The organism is Asanoa ferruginea (assembly GCF_003387075.1).
GTDB lineage: Bacteria > Actinomycetota > Actinomycetes > Mycobacteriales > Micromonosporaceae > Asanoa > Asanoa ferruginea.
Map to the genome: position 1 here is coordinate 3,273,686 of NZ_QUMQ01000001.1, position 17,165 is coordinate 3,290,850.

14 protein-coding genes and 1 tRNA gene are annotated in these 17,165 nt (G+C 70.2%); 11 read left to right on the top strand and 4 right to left on the bottom strand.

The genetic code is table 11. The annotated features are described in order from the left end of the window. Positions 1 to 32: 32 nt before the first annotated feature. Positions 33 to 1,190: a hypothetical protein gene (locus DFJ67_RS42715; protein WP_170215863.1), complete on the top strand. Its 1,158-nt coding sequence runs from the start codon at positions 33 to 35 to the stop codon at positions 1,188 to 1,190. Positions 1,191 to 1,211: 21 nt separating this feature from the next. Further along, a complete protein-coding gene (locus DFJ67_RS15535; protein ID WP_116068543.1) occupies positions 1,212 to 2,540 on the top strand; it encodes an ABC1 kinase family protein in 1,329 nt (442 codons plus the stop codon). Between the two features lie 50 nt (positions 2,541 to 2,590). On the opposite strand, the gene DFJ67_RS15540 is transcribed toward DFJ67_RS15535, so the two are convergent. Next, positions 2,591 to 3,877 carry a zinc-dependent metalloprotease gene (locus DFJ67_RS15540; RefSeq protein ID WP_116068544.1) on the bottom strand — a complete coding sequence of 429 codons (1,287 nt, stop codon included), beginning with the start codon at positions 3,875 to 3,877 and terminating at the stop codon, positions 2,591 to 2,593. A gap of 103 nt (positions 3,878 to 3,980) precedes the next feature. Between DFJ67_RS15540 and DFJ67_RS15545 the strand changes: the two genes are divergently transcribed. The 5 genes from DFJ67_RS15545 (at position 3,981) to DFJ67_RS15565 (ending at position 9,937) form a co-directional block, all read left to right on the top strand. Continuing rightward, positions 3,981 to 4,994: a YlbL family protein gene (locus DFJ67_RS15545; RefSeq protein ID WP_203783851.1), complete on the top strand. Its 1,014-nt coding sequence runs from the start codon at positions 3,981 to 3,983 to the stop codon at positions 4,992 to 4,994. Positions 4,995 to 5,053: 59 nt separating this feature from the next. After that, entirely contained in the window at positions 5,054 to 8,047 is a 2,994-nt protein-coding gene (locus tag DFJ67_RS15550; protein ID WP_203783853.1) for a UPF0182 family membrane protein, read from the top strand. An 84-nt stretch (positions 8,048 to 8,131) separates the two neighbouring features. Beyond that, positions 8,132 to 8,205 (top strand) — tRNA-Met (locus DFJ67_RS15555). A 69-nt stretch (positions 8,206 to 8,274) separates the two neighbouring features. Next, entirely contained in the window at positions 8,275 to 9,108 is an 834-nt protein-coding gene (locus tag DFJ67_RS15560; RefSeq protein WP_116068547.1) for a helix-turn-helix transcriptional regulator, read from the top strand. A gap of 70 nt (positions 9,109 to 9,178) precedes the next feature. Further along, positions 9,179 to 9,937, top strand: a complete 759-nt coding sequence (locus DFJ67_RS15565) for a glucose 1-dehydrogenase (protein ID WP_116068548.1) — start codon at positions 9,179 to 9,181, stop codon at positions 9,935 to 9,937. Here DFJ67_RS15565 and DFJ67_RS15570 read toward each other — a convergent pair. Together DFJ67_RS15570 and DFJ67_RS15575 are read right to left on the bottom strand one after the other, a co-directional pair. Beyond that, a complete protein-coding gene (locus tag DFJ67_RS15570; protein ID WP_116068549.1) occupies positions 9,934 to 11,130 on the bottom strand; it encodes a sensor histidine kinase in 1,197 nt (398 codons plus the stop codon). The two genes, DFJ67_RS15565 and DFJ67_RS15570, sit on opposite strands and share 4 nt — an antisense overlap. Beyond that, positions 11,127 to 11,783: a response regulator transcription factor gene (locus DFJ67_RS15575; protein ID WP_116068550.1), complete on the bottom strand. Its 657-nt coding sequence runs from the start codon at positions 11,781 to 11,783 to the stop codon at positions 11,127 to 11,129. Before DFJ67_RS15575 ends, DFJ67_RS15570 begins: the two co-directional genes overlap by 4 nt. A 134-nt stretch (positions 11,784 to 11,917) precedes the next feature. On the opposite strand from DFJ67_RS15575, the gene DFJ67_RS15580 reads away from it, so the two are divergent. From DFJ67_RS15580 to DFJ67_RS15595, 4 genes are read left to right on the top strand one after another with little or no spacing between them, the layout of a single operon-like run. After that, the gene (locus DFJ67_RS15580) at positions 11,918 to 12,451 is read left to right on the top strand and encodes a hypothetical protein (protein ID WP_116068551.1); all 534 of its coding nucleotides are present in this window, start codon (positions 11,918 to 11,920) and stop codon (positions 12,449 to 12,451) included. Beyond that, entirely contained in the window at positions 12,448 to 13,515 is a 1,068-nt protein-coding gene (locus DFJ67_RS15585) for a peptidoglycan-binding protein (protein ID WP_239097330.1), read from the top strand. Before DFJ67_RS15580 ends, DFJ67_RS15585 begins: the two co-directional genes overlap by 4 nt. Continuing rightward, the gene (locus DFJ67_RS15590) at positions 13,512 to 14,168 is read left to right on the top strand and encodes an ABC transporter ATP-binding protein (RefSeq protein WP_116068552.1); all 657 of its coding nucleotides are present in this window, start codon (positions 13,512 to 13,514) and stop codon (positions 14,166 to 14,168) included. The genes DFJ67_RS15585 and DFJ67_RS15590 overlap by 4 nt, the downstream gene beginning before the upstream one ends. After that, positions 14,165 to 15,367 (top strand): ABC transporter permease, encoded by a 1,203-nt coding sequence (locus DFJ67_RS15595; protein WP_116068553.1) that lies wholly within the window; start codon positions 14,165 to 14,167, stop codon positions 15,365 to 15,367. Before DFJ67_RS15590 ends, DFJ67_RS15595 begins: the two co-directional genes overlap by 4 nt. Positions 15,368 to 15,411: 44 nt before the next feature. On the opposite strand, the gene DFJ67_RS15600 is transcribed toward DFJ67_RS15595, so the two are convergent. After that, positions 15,412 to 17,148 (bottom strand): outer membrane protein assembly factor BamB family protein, encoded by a 1,737-nt coding sequence (locus tag DFJ67_RS15600; protein WP_170215865.1) that lies wholly within the window; start codon positions 17,146 to 17,148, stop codon positions 15,412 to 15,414. Between the last annotated feature and the right edge of the window lie 17 nt (positions 17,149 to 17,165).

Sequence of the window (17,165 nt, forward strand, 5' to 3'; positions counted from 1 at the left end):
GGCAGCAGGTGACGGTGACATTCTGTTACGTCGTGACGACGATCGGGTTGCTCCGGCCAACGCTCCTACCGGGCCTCGCCCGCATCCGCCGGGGGCCGCGCACGCTCCAGTTCGGCGTCGACCCCAGGCACGCCGTGGTGGTCGACCTGGCCGACGAGCGCGTGGCCGGGGTGGTCGACCTGCTCGACGGCACGCTGACCGAGCAGCAGTTGCTGAGCCGGGCCGTGCGGCGTGGTGCCCGATCGGGTGACGTCCGCGCCCTGCTGACCACCCTGCACGCGCATGGGCTGCTCGTCGCCGCCCACTCCCTGGCCTGCCCGCCCGACCTGAGGGCGGAGACGGCGGCGCTGGCGCTGCGCTGCGCCCGCCGCCGGCTACCAGGTGTGGCCAATCGCACGCCGGACCAGATCATGCGTGGCCGGGCCGAGGCCCGGGTCGCCGTCGTGGGTCGCGGCCGGCTGGCGGCGCCCATCGCTGTCGCGCTGGCTGGCTCCGGCGTCGGGCACGTCCGGGCCGACCTGCCCGGCGAGGTCCGGCCCGAGGAAACCGTCCTCGGCCTCGACCCCGCCGCCGTCGGCCGGCCCCGCTCGGCCGCCGTGGCGGCGGCCCTCCGCCGCGCCCGCACCAGCGCCGCCCGGTCAGGCTCGGCGACGCCGGCGTCGCGTGCAGGAAGCCCCACCTCGATGACGGCACGAGCCGGTTCCGGCACCGCCGTCACCGCGGCGCCGCCCGGCGTTCGTGCCGGGAAAGGCAAGCCACAGCTCATCGTTCGGGTCGGTGCCGACCAACCGGTCAACCTCGCCACCACCGCGCTGCGCCGTCGCGGGCAGGCCGTCCTGGTGGTCGACATCCGCGACGGCACCCCCGTGATCGGTCCGTTCGTCGCAGCCGGCGGCTCGCCGTGCCTGGCCTGTCTCGACCGGCACCGGATCGACCGCGACCCGGCCTGGCCGGAGATCGCCGCGGGCCTCGCCACCGCGCCGCCGGCGGAGGCGTGCGACCTGGTCACGATCATGGCGGCCACCGCTTTCGCGGTCGCCGAGGTGCTCGCCCACCTCGACGGCGGGAGGCCCAGGACGGCCGGCGCGGCTGTGGAACTGGTCTCACCTGGTGAGCTGCGGTGGCGCTACTGGCCGCCGCATCCGCGATGTTCCTGCGGTTCTAGCCGTCACGATCTTGGGAGTCCGTAATCTGTCGGTCACAATGATCTGGTGAGCGACATCCCGCGCCAGGCTGTAACCCGGACTGCCAAGCTCGCCTCCCTACCTCTCGGCTTCGCGGGCCGGGCCATGTTGGGGTTCGGCAAGCGGATGACCGGCATGGCGTCCGATGCCATCTCCGCCGAGTTGCAGCAGCGCACCGCCGAGCAGGTCTTCAGCGTGTTAGGGCAGCTCAAGGGCGGTGCGATGAAGTTCGGTCAGGCCCTGTCCGTCTTCGAGGCCGCGCTGCCCGACGAGATGGCCGCGCCCTACCGGCAGGCCCTGACCAAGCTCCAGGAGGCGGCACCGCCGCTCCCCGCTGCCAGCGTGCACCGCGTGCTCGCCGACCAGCTCGGCCCCGAGTGGCGCAGTCGCTTCCTCGAGTTCGACGACACACCCGCCGCCGCGGCGAGCATCGGGCAGGTCCACCGGGCGGTCTGGAAGGGCCGCGCCAAGGGTGGCCGACCGGTCGCGGTGAAGATCCAATACCCCGGCGCCGGCGATGCCCTGCTCTCCGACCTGAAGCAGCTCTCCCGCCTGGGCTCGATGTTCAAGGCGATCCAACCCGGCCTCGACATCAAGCCGCTGCTGGTCGAGCTGCGAGCGCGGATCTCCGAAGAGCTCGACTACGAGCTGGAGGCCAAGGCACAGCGGGCTTTCGCGGCAGCCTACGCGGGCGACGAAGAAATCCTCGTCCCCAAGGTCGTCGCCCAGGCCCCACGGGTCCTGGTCACCGAGTGGATCGAGGGCAAGCCCCTCTCGAAGATCATCGCAGCCGGCACCCAGGAAGAACGCGACCTGGCCGGCGCGCGGATGGCGACCCTGCACTTCTCGGCGCCCGCACGGGCCCGGATGCTGCACGCCGACCCGCACCCCGGCAACTTCCGCATGATGCCCGACGGCCGCCTGGGCGTCGTCGACTTCGGCGCCGTTGCCCGCCTCCCGGAAGGTCTCCCCGAGCCGGTGGGCCGCCTGAGCCGCCTGGCGCTCGACGGTGACGCCCAGGGCGTGGTCGACGGCCTGCGGGACGAGGGCTTCCTGCGCCTCGAGCAGGAGATCGACGCCGAGTCGGTGCTCAAGTTCGTGCTGCCGATGCTCGACCCGATCGCGCAGGAGGAGTTTCAGTTCACGCGGGCCTGGCTGCGCGCCGAGGCCGCCCGACTGGCCAGCCCGAAGTCACCGGCGTTCCAGTTGAGCCGCCAGCTCAACCTCCCGCCGTCCTACCTGCTGATCCACCGCGTGACGCTCGGCTCGATCGGCGTCCTGTGCCAGTTGGAAGCGAAGGCCCCCTACCGCGGCATCATCGAAACCTGGCTGCCCGGCTTCGCCCCGGTGGGCTAAAACGATTGTGGGGCGCGCCCAAGCGGCACGCCCCACAACAGTAAAAACGTTTAATAGTCTTCTTCGTCGGGTTTCGACGGGTTCTCTTCCTTCGGGCTCTCGTCGCCGAAGTCGATGTCGCCGAGGTCGTCGAAGTCGCCCAGCCCGCCGTTGTCGAACTGCGAGCGCGCGAACGCCTCCGGGTCGGCGAAGTCGTCGCCCGAGGGCAGCAGGTCGGGGTGCTCCCAGAGCCCGTCACGCCCCTGGATGCCCCGGTGCTCGGTGACCGCCGCCCACAGCGCGGCAGCCTCACGCAGCCGGCGCGGCCGCAGCTCGAGCCCCACCAGTGCCGCGAACGTCTGCTCGGCCGGCCCACCGGCGGCACGCCGGCGACGGAACGCCTCGGCCAGCCGCACGACGTTGGGCAGCCGGTCGCCGACCGCGACGTCGACCACGTGGCCGACCCAGCCCTCGACCAGCGCGAGCATGGTCTCCAGCCGGGCCAGGGACGCCTTCTGCGCCGGAGTGTCCTCCGGCGTGAAGATGCCCTCCATGGCCATTTCCTGCATCGACTCGGGGTTGGTCGGGTCGATGCGGCCCATCGCCTCTTCGATCGCCTCACGGTTGACCGTGATGCCGTTGGCGTAGGTCTCGACCGCGTTGATGATGTGCCCGCGCAGCCACGGCACGTGCTCGAACAGGCGCTGGTGCGCGGCCTCGCGAAGCGCGACGTAGAGCCGCACCTCGTCTTCCGGCAGCTCCAGCCCCGAGGCGAACTCGCGGATGTTGGCGGGGATCAGGGCGCCCGTGCCGGCCGGCCCGAGCGGGAGGCCGATGTCGCCCGCGGAAAGGACCTCCGCGGCGAGCGAGCCGAGGGCCTGACCGAGCTGGCCGCCGAACAGGGCACCGCCCAGCGTGGTGACCATCGACTGCATCGGCCCGAGTTGGGCGCGGGCCTCCTCGGGCACCAGGTCGCCCATGGCGTTGACCATGCGGCCGGCGACCGGGTTGCAGAGCTTCTGCCAGACGTCGAGGGTCCGGTAGATCCACTCGTTGCGGTTCCAGGCGACGGCGGTCTTGACGCCCGAGGGCAGCGCCACTGCCTGCTCGAGCCAGAGGTCAGCCAGGCGCAGCACCTCTTCCACGGCGTTTCGCTCGAACGGCGAGACCGCGGGGTCGCCGGCTTGGGAAAGCTGTGCGGCGGCTACCTGGCGCGCCAGGTCCCAGTTGACCGGGCCGGAGCCCGGCGCCGCGAGTAGCTGCTGCAGTTGCGCCATGAACTGCTGCATCTGCTGCGGATCATTGGGGTCCGGCGGCTGGCCGCCTGGGAGCGCGAAGCCAAACGGAATATCAGGCACACCTCAACGGTACGCGCGTCGAGCGCGGGCGACCGTACCGCAGCCTTAAGCCCAGGGAGAACTGGGGGAACACCATTCAGGGACGGTCGGTACGCTTCCCGCCATGAAAAGTCGTGGCGTGACGGTTCTGCTCGGTGCCGTGATCACGGTGCTGCTGAGCTTCGGGGTGCTTTCCGCCCCGGTTCCGTACGTCGTGCTCAGCCCCGGCCCCACCGTCAACACCCTTGGCAAAGAGGCCGACAAAGAGGTCATCCAGATCACCGGCACGCAGAGTTACTCCTCTGCGGGGCAGCTTCGGCTGACCACGGTGTCGGTGGCGTCGGAGACCAAACTGCTGCCCGCGATCGCCGGCTGGTTCTCCGACAAGGAAGCGGTCGTCCCGAAAGAGTTGATCTACCCGCCGGACCAGACCGAGAAGCAGGTCGAGCAGCAGAACGCCGAAGACTTCCAGGCGTCGCAGACCAGCGCGGAGACGGTGGCGCTGACCAAGCTCGGCTACCCGATCCAGGTCACGGTCAGCTCGGTGACCGCGGGCGGTGCCGCCGAGTCGGTGCTCAAGGCCGGTGACGTGATCACCAAGGTCGACGGCAAGGCGATCACGGCGGCGCCGGAGCTCACCGACGCGATCAAGGCCAAGCCGGCCGGCAGCACCTTCACCATCGGCTACACCCGCAACGGGCAGCCGGCGGAGGCCACGCTCACCACCAAGGCGGTCGACGGTCAGGCCCGGATCGGCGTCGAGATCGCGCAGAAGCAGCCGCACCCGTTCGACCTCAAGTTCGACCTCGAAGACATCGGCGGTCCGAGCGCCGGCCTGATGTTCACCCTCGGCATCATCGACAAGCTCGGCGCCGACGACCTCACCGGCGGCAAGATCATCGCGGGCACCGGCACGATCGACGACCAGGGCAACGTCGGCCCGATCGGCGGCATCCCGCAGAAGCTGGTCGGCGCCAAAGACGCCGGCGCGGTGGCGTTCCTGGTGCCCGCCGACAACTGCAAGGAAGCCAGTGACAACGCGGTCGACGGCCTGCCGCTCTACAAGGTGGCCACCGTCGACGACGCGCTGGCCGCCCTCAACACCCTGAAGACCGGCGGCCAGCCGCCCAAATGCTGATGCACCGTAGTCTGAACGTCGCCCCCTGAGCTGGTCCACCAAGCGTTGCGGAGCCAACCGTGGTCATGCGTAGCAGTCCCCTGCCGAGAATGAGCCGCCGTGGCCGCGTGACGGTCGGCGTGCTGGTCGGCGTCTTCGTGTTGTTCACCTTGCTGGGGTGGGGTGTCAACGCGTGGACCGACTGGCTGTGGTTCGACGAGCTGCACTACACGAAGGTCTTCACCACCGTCCTGACCACACGCCTGCTGTTGTTCCTCGTGGTCGGCGCGGCCATGGCGATCGTGATCGGTGGCAACCTCTACCTCGCCTACCGGCTCCGGCCGCTGCTGCGCCCGCACTCCTCGGAGCAGCAGACCCTCGACCGCTACCGGGTGGCGCTGACCCCGCGGATCGGCACCTGGTTCGCCATCGTGTCGGTCGTCGTCGGTCTCTTCGCCGGGCTATCCGCGCAGGGCCGCTGGGACACCTGGATGCTTTTCCGCAACGCCCAGCCGTTCAACGTCAAGGACCCGATCTTCAACATCGACATCGGGTTCTACGTCTTCCAGTACCCCTTCTTCCGTTATCTGCTCGGTGTTGGTTTCACCGCCGTCGTGCTCGCGGTGCTCGGCTCGCTCGCGGTGCACTACGTCTTCGGCGGCGTGCGCCTCCAGGGCGGCGGCGACCGCATCACCAACGCGGCCCGCGCCCACCTGACCACGCTGGTCGCCGTCTTCGTGCTCTTCAAGGCGCTCGCCTACGTGCTCGACAAGCGGGCGCTGCTGCTGTCCTACAACGAGGGCGCGAAGGTCTACGGCGCCGGCTACACCGACGTCAACGCGTTGCTGCCGGCCAAGGAGATCCTGGGCTACATCTCGATCGTCGTCGCGATCGCGATCATCCTGTTCTCCAACGCGTTCATCCGGAACCTGGTCTGGCCGGGCGTCTCGCTGGCCCTGCTGCTCATCTCCGCGGTCGCGATCGGCGGCATCTACCCGTCGGCCGTGCAGAGCTTCCAGGTCAACCCGAGCACGCTCGACAAGGAGCGGCCGTTCATCAAGAACAGCATCGAGGCGACCACCGCGGCGTACGGGATCGACAAGGTCGACATAGAGCCCTACGCGGGCAGCAGTCAGCCACCGCCCGCGAGCCTGGCCACCGACACCTCGATCGTGCCCAACATCCGGCTGCTCGACCCGCAACTGCTGTCCGAGACCTACACCCAGCTCCAGCAGGCCCGCGGCTTCTACAACTTCGGCGACAAGCTCGACATCGACCGCTACAAGATCGACAACAACACACAGGACTACGTGGTCGGCGTCCGCGAGATCAACTACGCCAACCTGACCGCGCAGCAGAGCAACTGGCTCAACCGACACACCATTTACACACATGGATACGGCGTGGTCGCCGCGCCCGCCAACCGGGTCTGCAACGAGCAGCCCTACTTCGTCTCCGGCTTCCTCGGCGACGAGGGCAGCGACGGTTGCCAGTCGCCGACCGAGGAGATCAAGACCAGCCAGCCACGCATCTACTACGGCGAGCAGATGCGCGACGGCGACTACGCCGTCGTCGGCTCCCGGGGCGCGGGCAGCAACGCCGAGTTCGACCGCCCGACCGGCAACGCCGAGCAGTACTACACGTACGACGGCACCGGTGGTGTTTCGATCGGGTCCTTCCCCCGGCGGCTGCTCTACGCGGTGAAGATGCAGGAGACCAACTTCCTGCTCTCCGAGGCGGTCAACGACAACTCGAAGCTGCTCTACGTGCGCAACCCGCGTGACCGGGTCGCCAAGGTGGCGCCGTTCCTCAAGCTCGACGGCGACCCCTACCCGGCCGTGGTCGGCGGCCGGGTGGTCTGGATCGTCGACGGCTACACGACCGCGGCGACCTACCCCAACTCCGAGCGGATCAACCTCCAGTCGGCGACGACCGACGAGCTGACCGGCACGGGCACGGTGGCGCAGGCCAGAGAAGAGATCAACTACATCCGCAACTCGGTGAAGGCGACCGTCGACGCCTATGACGGCACGGTCAAGCTCTACGAGTTCGACGACCAGGACCCCGTCCTCAAGGCGTGGAACAAGGCGTTCGGCGGCAACCTGATCATCCCCAAGGCCGAGATCCCGCAGGAGCTCAGCGACCACCTGCGCTACCCGGCCGACCTGTTCAAGGTGCAGCGCGACCTGATGGCCCGCTACCACGTGACCGAGCCCAACGAGTTCTTCTCGGGTCAGGACTACTGGGAGGTGCCCAACGCGCCGGACGCACCGGACCGTGGGCAGAAGCAGCCGCCCTACTACCTGATGACCCAGCTCCCGGGCCAGGACGCGCCCCGGTTCCAGCTCACGTCGGCGGTCACCCCGCGCGGCCGGCAGAACCTGGCCGCGATCATCTCCGGGTCCTATGTCGACGGAAAGCCCAGGCTCGAGGCCCTGGAGCTACCGGACCAGTCCGTCGTCTCCGGCCCGGTCCAGGTCCATCAACAGATGACGAACGCCACCGACGTCCGCGGGCAGCTATCCGTGCTGGCGGCCGACGGCAAGGCCACGGTCCAATACGGAAACCTGCTGTCGTTGCCGTTCGACAGCGGCATGCTCTACGTCGAGCCGGTCTACGTGAAGAGCAACGACCAGAACGCCTACCCCTTGTTGCAACGCGTGTTGCTCTCCTACGGCGACGGCTCCAACGCGGTGCTGGCGACCAGCCTCCAGCAGGGCATCAAGGATCTGGTGGCCAAGGGTGACGCGCAAAGAGCCCTGACCGGCCAGCCACCACAGTCACCGCAACAGCCCAACCCACCGCCCGCGACCGGCGCCCCACCACCGGCGACGGTGTCACCGGAGCTGTCGGCGGCGGCCCAACGCGTCGCTGACGCGATCGACGAGGTCAAGGCCGCCCAGGAGTCGGGTGACTTCACCCGCTGGGGCAAGGCCCTGACCGACCTCGACGCGGCCAACGAGGCGTTCCTGGCGGCCCAGCGGGCGGCAAACAACCGCCCGGTGGCCACGACACCGTCAGCCACCCCGACGCCCACGGCGCCATCACCCACGGCGACGCCACAACCGGGCTGAGCAGCAGGTCAACACGGGGGCCCGCGCCACGCGGGTCCCCGTTTTGGCACCCAGCCACACGGTGCGCTAGTGTTTAGAAGCCGACGCGGGGTGGAGCAGCTCGGTAGCTCGCTGGGCTCATAACCCAGAGGTCGCAGGTTCAAATCCTGTCCCCGCTACGAGTAGGAACGGCCCCTCAGAGATCCTCTGAGGGGCCGTTCTTGCACAGTGACCAGCTACGGTTGATCGTGACAAGCGAAACGTCCGCGGCGGCCCGGCACCGCCGCGCACAGCTCAGCGACTTCCTGCGCATCCGGCGGGCGCGGCTCGCACCCGCCGACGTCGGGCTCGTGACCGCGGGCCGGCGCCGCACCCCTGGCCTGCGGCGGGAAGAGGTCGCGGTGCTGGCAGCGGTCGGGGTGTCCTGGTACACGTGGCTCGAGCAGGGTCGCGACATCAACGTCTCCGCCGAGGTGGTCGACGCCGTCGGCAAAGCGCTGCGGCTCAGCACGGCCGAGCGGGCCCACCTCTACGCGCTGGCCGGCCTGCGGCCGCCGTGCGCCGACCTGCGCGCCGACCGTGGCGCGGCGGTCACGCCCGAGCTGCGGCAACTGCTCGACGGGTGGTCGCCACGACCGGCGGTGCTTCGCGACCGGCACTGGAACCTGCTCGCCGTCAACGACGCGGCAGCGGCGATCTACGGGTACGGGCCGGAGGACCACAACTGCCTGGTGACGTTCTTCACCAGCGCCCGCCACCGCGACGCCCACCTGCACTGGGCGGCAGTGGCGCCGGCGGTCGTGGCCGCGTTCCGGGCCGACGTGGCGCACGCGCCGGACGATCCGGAATACCGCCGGGTCGTCGACGAGCTCAACGCCGTGAGCCCCGAGTTCGCGGAGCTGTGGGCCCGGCACGACGTGCAGGTGCCGGGCCAGATGGTCAAGGCGGTGCGGCATCCCGAGGCCGGCGAGCTGTTCTTCGACACGACGAGCCTGGCCGTCGTCGACCATCCGGCCTGGATTCTCGAGCTGTCCAACCCGCGGCCGGGCACGGGAACGGCGGAGCGGCTGCACACCCGCTGAGCCTGGTGGTGCCACGCCCAGGATCGGTGCGCACTGGTCGCGTCGCCCGCGCGACCCGACTCTGAGAGCCATGCAGAACTTCTCCCGATTCGCCGGCCGGGTCGCGCTGATCACCGGAGGTACCAGCGGCATAGGGCTCGCCACCGCGGCGCGTTTCCTCGCCGAGGGCGCGGAGGTGGTCGTCACCGGACGCGACAAGGCCCGCCTCGACGCCGCGGTCGAGACGCTGGACGGCGGCAACCGGGTCCTCGCCGTCCGCGGCGACGTGGCCGACCTCGCCGAGCTCGACGCGCTGATGGACGCGGTCCGCGAGCGCCACGGCCGCCTGGACGCGCTCTTCGCCAACGCGGGCACCGCCTCTTTCGTCCCGACCGCCGAAGTGTCCGAGGCCGACTTCGACCGCACGGTGAACATCAACCTCAAGGGCGTGTTCTTCACGATCCAGAAGGCGCTGCCGCTGCTGCGGGTCGCGCCGGCGGCAGCGGTCGTGATCAACGCGTCGTGGGCCCTCCACCGTGGACTGGCCGGTGCCGCCGTGTATTCGGCGACGAAGGCCGCGGCGCACAACCTGGCCCACACGCTCGCGGCGGAGTGGGGCCCGTGGGGGATCCGGGTCAATTCGGTGAGCCCCGGCTACATCGCGACCCCGATGTTCGACGCGGAGATCCCCGTCGACCAGCACGCGGGTGTGCTCGCCCAGGTGGTCGCGGGCCGGTTCGGAACCGCCGAAGATGTCGCCGGAACGGTGGTGTTTCTGGCGTCGGACGAGGCGGCCTACGTCAACGGCCAGGATCTGATCATCGACGGCGGCCTGGTCGCGGCAGGCTAGCCGGCCGATGGCAGGGTCACCGTCACGATCAGGCCGCCGCCGGGGTTGGGTCGGGCCACCGCCTCGCCGCCGTGGGCGCGGGCCACCGAGCGCACGATCGACAGGCCGAGGCCCGCGCCCTTCGCGGTGACCAAGCGGTCGTCGTCCAAGCGGCGGAAAGGTTCGAAGAGCCCCGGGATGTCGTACGCCGGAATGACCGCACCGGTGTTCGCCACCTCAAGCGAGACGCCGCCCTCGGGCAGGTGTCGGCTCGTGACCCGGGCGTAACCACCGCGCACGTTGTGCCGCAGCGCGTTCTCGACCAGGTTCTGCGCCAATCGTTCGAGCAGCACCGGGTCGCCGGTGGTCAGGGCCGGGCCGGCCGCCGCGCTCAGGGTCACTGCTGCCGCCTGCGCCTCCGACGCCGCCTGGGCCACCACGTGGGTGACGATGTCGGCCAGGTCGATCTCGTGCCGGTCGCCGATCTCGCTTTCCGAGCGGGCCAGCAGCAACAGCCCGTTGATCAGGCGCTCCTGCCGGTGGTTGATCTCCAGCAGGGTCTCGCCCAACTGCATCACGTCGGGTGACGCCGTGCGGCGGTTCATCGCCACCTCGACCAGTGCGCGGTTGAGGGTCAGCGGGGTACGCAGCTCGTGCGACGCGTTGGCCACGAACCGGCGTTGGCTCTCGAACGACCGGTCCAGGCGCTCGACCATCGTGTCGAAGGTGTCGGCGAGTTCTTTGACGTCGTGATCACCGCCGCGCAGGGCGATCCGCTCGTGCAGGCTCAGGTCGGCGCCGCGGGCGCTGGCGATGCGACGGGCGGTGTCGGTGACCCGGTGCAGTGGCGCCAGGACCCGGCCGGCGATCAGCCAGCCCAGGGCGATCGCCGCGCTGCCGACCACACCCAGCGCGATGCCGCCCTGGGTGAGCTGCGACGTCAGTGCGTCGCTGCGGACCTTCGCCTGCTGCTGCGCCATGAACTGCGGCATGTCGGCGGCGGGAATCGGGTCGCCGTCGCTGGTCTGGAAGAACACCGCGTCGGTGCCGGGCGGGGAGCCGATCCGCTGGCTGACCATCACCCCGCTGCGGGTGGACACCTGCTGCTCGACCAGCAGGTGGGTCACGCCGAGCACGACCAGGCCGCCGAGCAGGAACAGGCCGCCGTAGACCAGGGTCAGCCTGGCCCGCAGGGTCGGCCGGAAGCGCTTCATGAGATGCGGTACCCCTCTCCGGCGAGCGTCTCGATGATCGGCGGGTCGCCGAGCTTGCGGCGCAGCTTGAGCACCGTGAGCCGCACCGCCGACGTGAACGGGTCGGCGTTCTCGTCCCAGACCTTCTCCAGCAACTGCTCGGCGCTGACCACGGCACCGTCGGCCCGCAGCAACTCGGTCAACACACCGAATTCCTTTTTGGACAGGGGTACGTAACGGTCGTCACGGAACACCTGCCGGCGGGCGGCATCGAGCAGGATGCCGGCCCGGCGCAGCACCGGCGGGGTCGCCGGGCGGGCACGCCGGCCGAGGGCCTGCACGCGGGCCGCGAGTTCGACGAAGGCGAACGGCTTGGGCAGGTAGTCGTCGGCGCCCAGGGACAGGCCGGCGACGCGGTCGCCGATCTCGGCCGACGCGGTCAGCATCAGGATCCGGGCGGTCGTGTCGGAGCCGACCATGGCCCGGCACACGTCGTCGCCGTGCACCTTCGGCAGGTCGCGGTCGAGCACCACGACGTCGTAGTCGTTGACCGCGAGCCGTTCCAGCGCCGCGTCGCCGTCGAGGGCGATGTCGACGGCATGCGCCTCGTCGCGCAGCCACTCGGCGATCGCCTCGGCGAGCAGCCGTTCGTCTTCGACCACGAGGATCCGCATCGACACATGGTGGCCGGTCAACCTGTTTCTTCGCTGTTAGCGAATCCGGAAGCGCGGGCGAAACAGGCCGCGGCGTTGACTCTGCCGCCACAGCCGGTCGCATCCGCGCGACCAGCCCGCAAGCGGGAGAAGTCATGAAACGAAGGCAACGCCTGGCGTACGCCGTGATCCCGATCGCCTTGCTCCTGGCCCTGTCCGGCTGCGGCGGTGACGATGGCGGCGACGGCAACGGGGTCGCCTCGCTCGGCGGGACGCCCACCGCGTCGGCGAGCAGCGGCGCGGCGGCCCCCGCGGACGAGGGGGAGCGGGCGCTGAAGTTCGCGCAGTGCATGCGGGAGCAGGGGATCGACATGCCCGATCCGGAGATCGACGGTGGCCGGATCAGCCAGCGGATCAACGCCCGCCGGGGTGACAACGTCGAGGCGGCGCAGGAGAAGTGCAAGCAATACGCCCCGTCCGGCGGGCCGGGTGGCAAGCCGGATCCGAAGGCGCTGGAAAGCATGCTCGCCCACGCGAAGTGCATGCGGGACAACGGCGTCGAGGCCTTCCCGGACCCGGATCCGGACAAGGGCGGCATCCGGATCAACGAGGCCATCGCCAACGATCCCGACTTCGCGGCGGCGCAGAAGAAATGCGACGCGCTGATGGAAAGGCCGGACTCCAAGTGACAGCGCGACGAGGTGCGAAACTGGCCGGTGGTGCGGTCACCGTGCTGGCGGTCGGCGCCGCCGCGGCGGCCACCATCGGCTTCGGGTTCGGCTCCGACGGCGACGGCGCGACCGCCGCCGAACTGCCGCCCGCGACGACGACGGTGACCCGGCAGACCCTCGACGACACCGAGAGCGTCGACGGAACGTTGGGCTACGGCGACACCACGAAGCTCGCCGCGCGGTCGGGCGGCACGGTCACCACCCTGCCGTACGCCGGATCGGTGTTCCAGCGCGGCCACGCAGTCTACAAAGTGGACAATCAGCCGGTCGTGCTGATGTATGGCAAGCTGCCAGCCTATCGGGCGCTCGGCCCGGGCGACGAGGGCGCCGACGTCAAGCAGCTCGAGACCAACCTGCGCGCGCTGGGCCACACCGGCTTCACCGTCGACGACGAGTTCACCTCGGCCACGGCCGACGCCGTCCGCGACTGGCAGGACGACCTCGGTGTCACCGAGACCGGGCGGGTGGAGCTGGGCCGGGTGCTCTTCGCGCCGGGCCCGATCCGGATCGACAGCGTCACGGCGACGCTGGGTGGCGGGGTCGGCCCGGGCCAGGAGGTGCTCGCCTACACCGGCACCAGCCGGGTGATCACCGTGCAGCTCGACATCGGCGAGCAGCGGCTGGCGAAGAAGGGCACCAAGGTGTCGGTCGAGCTGCCCGACGGCAAGCGGGTCGACGGCACGGTGCAGCGGGTCTACACGGTCATCGAGGCCAGCGACGACCCCAACGGCGCACCGGAGACGAAGATCGAGGCGCAGGTCTCGCTGGCCGACGCCAAGGCCGGCGCCGGGCTCGACGTCGCCGCGGTCGAGGTGACGTTCACCGCCGCGCAGCACGCCGACGTGCTCACCGTGCCGGTGGCGGCGCTGGTCGCGCTGGCCGAGGGCGGATACGGCGTCGAACTCGTCGAGGGGAGTGCGACCCGCTACACCCGGGTCGAGACCGGGCTGTTCGCCAACGGCCGGGTAGAGGTCGCCGGCGACGGCGTCACCGAGGGCGTGACGGTGGGGATGCCGAAATGATCGAGCTGGCCAACGTCTCGAAGGTCTATCCGGGCGGGGTGGCCGCGCTGCGCGGAGTGAGCCTCGACATCGGCGAGCGCGAGCTGATCGCGATCGTCGGGCCGTCGGGCTCGGGCAAGTCGACGATGCTGCACCTGATCGGCACGCTCGACGTGCCCAGCGCCGGGCAGGTCACGATCGACGGGCACGACGTGTCTCGCCTCTCCGACCGGCAACTCTCCGCGCTGCGGGCCCGCCGCATCGGGTTCGTCTTCCAGCAGTTCCACCTGGCGCCCGGGGTCAGCGCGCTGGACAACGTCGCCGACGGCCTGTTGTACGCCGGTGTCGGTCTCGCCGACCGCCGGCGCCGCGCGGCCGAGGCCCTGGAGCGGGTCGGCCTGGAGCACCGGCTCGACCACGAGCCACACGAGCTTTCCGGCGGCGAGCGGCAGCGGGTGGCGATCGCCCGGGCCGTCGTGGGTGAACCGCCGGTGCTGCTCGCCGACGAGCCGACCGGCAACCTCGACTCCGCCTCCGGCGCGGGCGTGCTGGCCCTACTGCGCGACCTCCACGCGTCCGGCACCACGGTCGTCGTGATCACCCACGACCGGGAGATCGCCGGCGGCCTGCCCCGCCAGGTGCGGATGCGCGACGGCGAGGTGGTGGCGGCATGAGCTCGCTCCTGTCGCCGGCCCGGCTGCGTCCGAGGGACATCGTGCGGGTGGGTGCGGTGGGTCTGCGTACCCGGCCGACCCGGGCTCTGCTCTCGGCGTTGGGCATCGCGATCGGCATCGCGGCCATGATCGCGGTCGTCGGCATCTCCGCGTCGTCGCGCGCCGATCTCGACCGGCAGCTGTCGGCCCTCGGCACCAACCTGCTGACCGTCACGCCGGGGCAGTCGATCTTCGGCGAGGACGCCAGCCTGCCGCTGGCGGCCGAGTCGATGATCGAACGGATCGGCCCGGTGCGCTCGACCTCGGCGATCGGCAGCGTCGGCGGCGCCAGCGTCTACCGCTCCGACCGCATCCCGCCGGCACAGACCAACGGTCTGTCCGCGTTCGCCGCCCGGCTCGACCTGCCGGAGACGGTGTCCGCGACGTTCCGAAGTGGAGTGTGGCTGAACGAGGCGACGGCCCGGTATCCGGCGGTCGTGCTCGGCGACGCCGCGGCCCGCCGGCTGGGCATCACCCGCGCCGGCCCCGAGGTCGAGATCCTGGTCGGGGGCGAACGCTTCGTCGTGGTCGGCATCCTGGCACCGGTCGCGCTCGCCGAGGAGTTGGACGACGCCGCCATCATGGGCTGGCCGGTGGCGACCGACCTGTTCGGCTTCGACGGCCACCCGACCACCGTCTACACCCGCTCCGACGAGAGCCAGGTCGAAGCGGTCCGCGCGGTGCTCGGCCCGACCGCCAACCCACAGGCGCCGAACGAGGTCGACGTTTCCCGCCCCTCCGACGCGCTCACCGCCCAACGAGCGGCCGGCGCCGCGTTCACCGGCCTGCTCCTCGGCCTGGGCGCGGTGGCGCTGCTGGTCGGCGGCGTGGGCGTGGCCAACACGATGGTGATCTCGGTGCTCGAACGCCGCGGCGAGATCGGCCTGCGCCGCTCGCTCGGCGCCACCCGCGGCCAGATCCGCACCCAGTTCCTGGCCGAGTCACTGCTGCTGTCGGCCCTGGGTGGCATCGGCGGTGTCCTGTTAGGAATCGTCGTGACCACGGGGTACGCCTACTACCAGCACTGGCCGACCACGGTGCCCGGCTGGGCCACGGCCGGCGGCCTGGCGGCAACGATCGTGATCGGCGGCATCGCGGGCCTCTACCCGGCCATCCGCGCGGCCCGACTGTCTCCGACGGAGGCCCTGGCCGCTCCGTGAGGTTGAGACCGAAACGGCCCTCTTCTGGGGGGTCGTTTCGGGTATCAGGCCATGAGCGCGGTCACCGTCGCATCACCGTCGATGACGTAGACGTGCCCGTTGGCGACAGTCGGTGCCGTGCCCAGCCACCTGCCCACGGGATGGCGCCAGTGCGGCTCGCCGGTCGACGCGGCCACCGCGTAGATGGACCTGTCCGTTCCGAAGTAGACGTTGGAGCCGTCCACCGCGGCCGCGCTGGCACGCCCGTCTGGTCGGTAGACCCATCTGACGCGGCCGGTAGCGACTTCGATCGCGTGCATGTCGCGCGAACCGACATAGGCGACACCGTCGGCGACCGCGACCGCCGAAAGCTGCCCGCCCCAGCCCGAGACGTGCACGTGCCATCCGCTCTCTCCGGTGGTGGCGTCGAGCCCGTAGACGCGCTTGCCCTCGGGCCGTGCGGCGATGACAACTCCGTCGGCGACGCCAAGGCGCCAGGTGATCGGATCACCAGGCAGGAAGCGGACCGAAGGGCGGGGCCTGGGAATGACCTGCCACCGCCGGGTGCCCGAAGCCGGATCGATGTTAGCCACCCGACCCGACACGGTGCCGCAGATGACGTTGTCGACGTCGGCGAAGAGCGCGGTCGGTTCCTGGTCGACCGCACATTCCCAGCGGACCTTCCCAGCCTCGGCGGAGAGGCTGACCACCCGGCGACCCCGGCAGACGACGACGTGGTCGTCGAGCGCGAACAGCGGTTGCCCGAGGTTGGTCGATCCCTGCCAGCGCTCGACACCGATGGCGAGGTCGAAAGCGATGATGCGGCCCTCGGGACGGCCGCGGAATGCGCCGATGATCGCTACGCCAGTCTGGACCGTCGCCACCGTGGGGTTGCTGCTCACTGCGGGCTGCTGAGTGGGCGTTGGCTGGTTTCCAACCGCTACGTATACGGTCGACGGCGTGGTGTGCAGACGGATCTGGCTCGCAGGGTAGGTGAGGAGCCGGGACCACAACAGTTCGCCGGAGTTCGTGTCGATGCAGTGCAGGTGGGTGGTTGAGTCGTAGACCAGCACTCGCCGACCCTGCACGGCCAGCGGTGTGCTGAGAATGCCGTCGCGTCCGGCAACGGACCACCGAACAGCCCCAGTGTGCCCGTCGACGCCATATAAGCGTCGGTCGCCTCCGGCCACCAGCAGCACGTCTTCAGCCAGCGCGGGAGGGTAGCTGGCCGAGGTCGCCTGCGGGAACAAGCCGTCCAGAATCGCGGGATCGAATATGAGCTGGTGCGCCTCGGACAACGGCGGCACCTGCTGGCGGATGCCCCGGCCGGCGAATCCGATCTGGACGGTGCTCCAGCCGATCGTGGCAGCTGCGATGTTTGCCGGGGACTGACTTGGGGGTGCTTCGGCAGGACCGGCAGCGGTGGAGCCAGCGAGAGCAAGCAACTCGTCAATCAGTCGCTCGTTGGGAAGACGGCCGTCTCTGACGTCGGCGTAATGGTAGTCGGACAGGCGAAAGAACACCTTGCCGGCCAGTAATAGGGGGATGAGCCGCTTGTCCTGCCCCTCCGCGTGGCTGATCTCGCGCTTCACCCACTTCGAGGCTTTCGATTCCGGCGTCATCACGATGAGAACTGCCGCGCAGGTGTTGATCTTTTCGATGATCACCTCCTCCCACTGGTCACCCGGCACCATCGCGTGGTCGAACCACACCGGGACACCCGCGTCGGCCAGATGCGTCGCGAGCCGCTCCACATAGGCCTTGTCGCTCCGGCTGTAAGAGATGAACACATGCCCACCCACGCACGGCAGGCTATCGG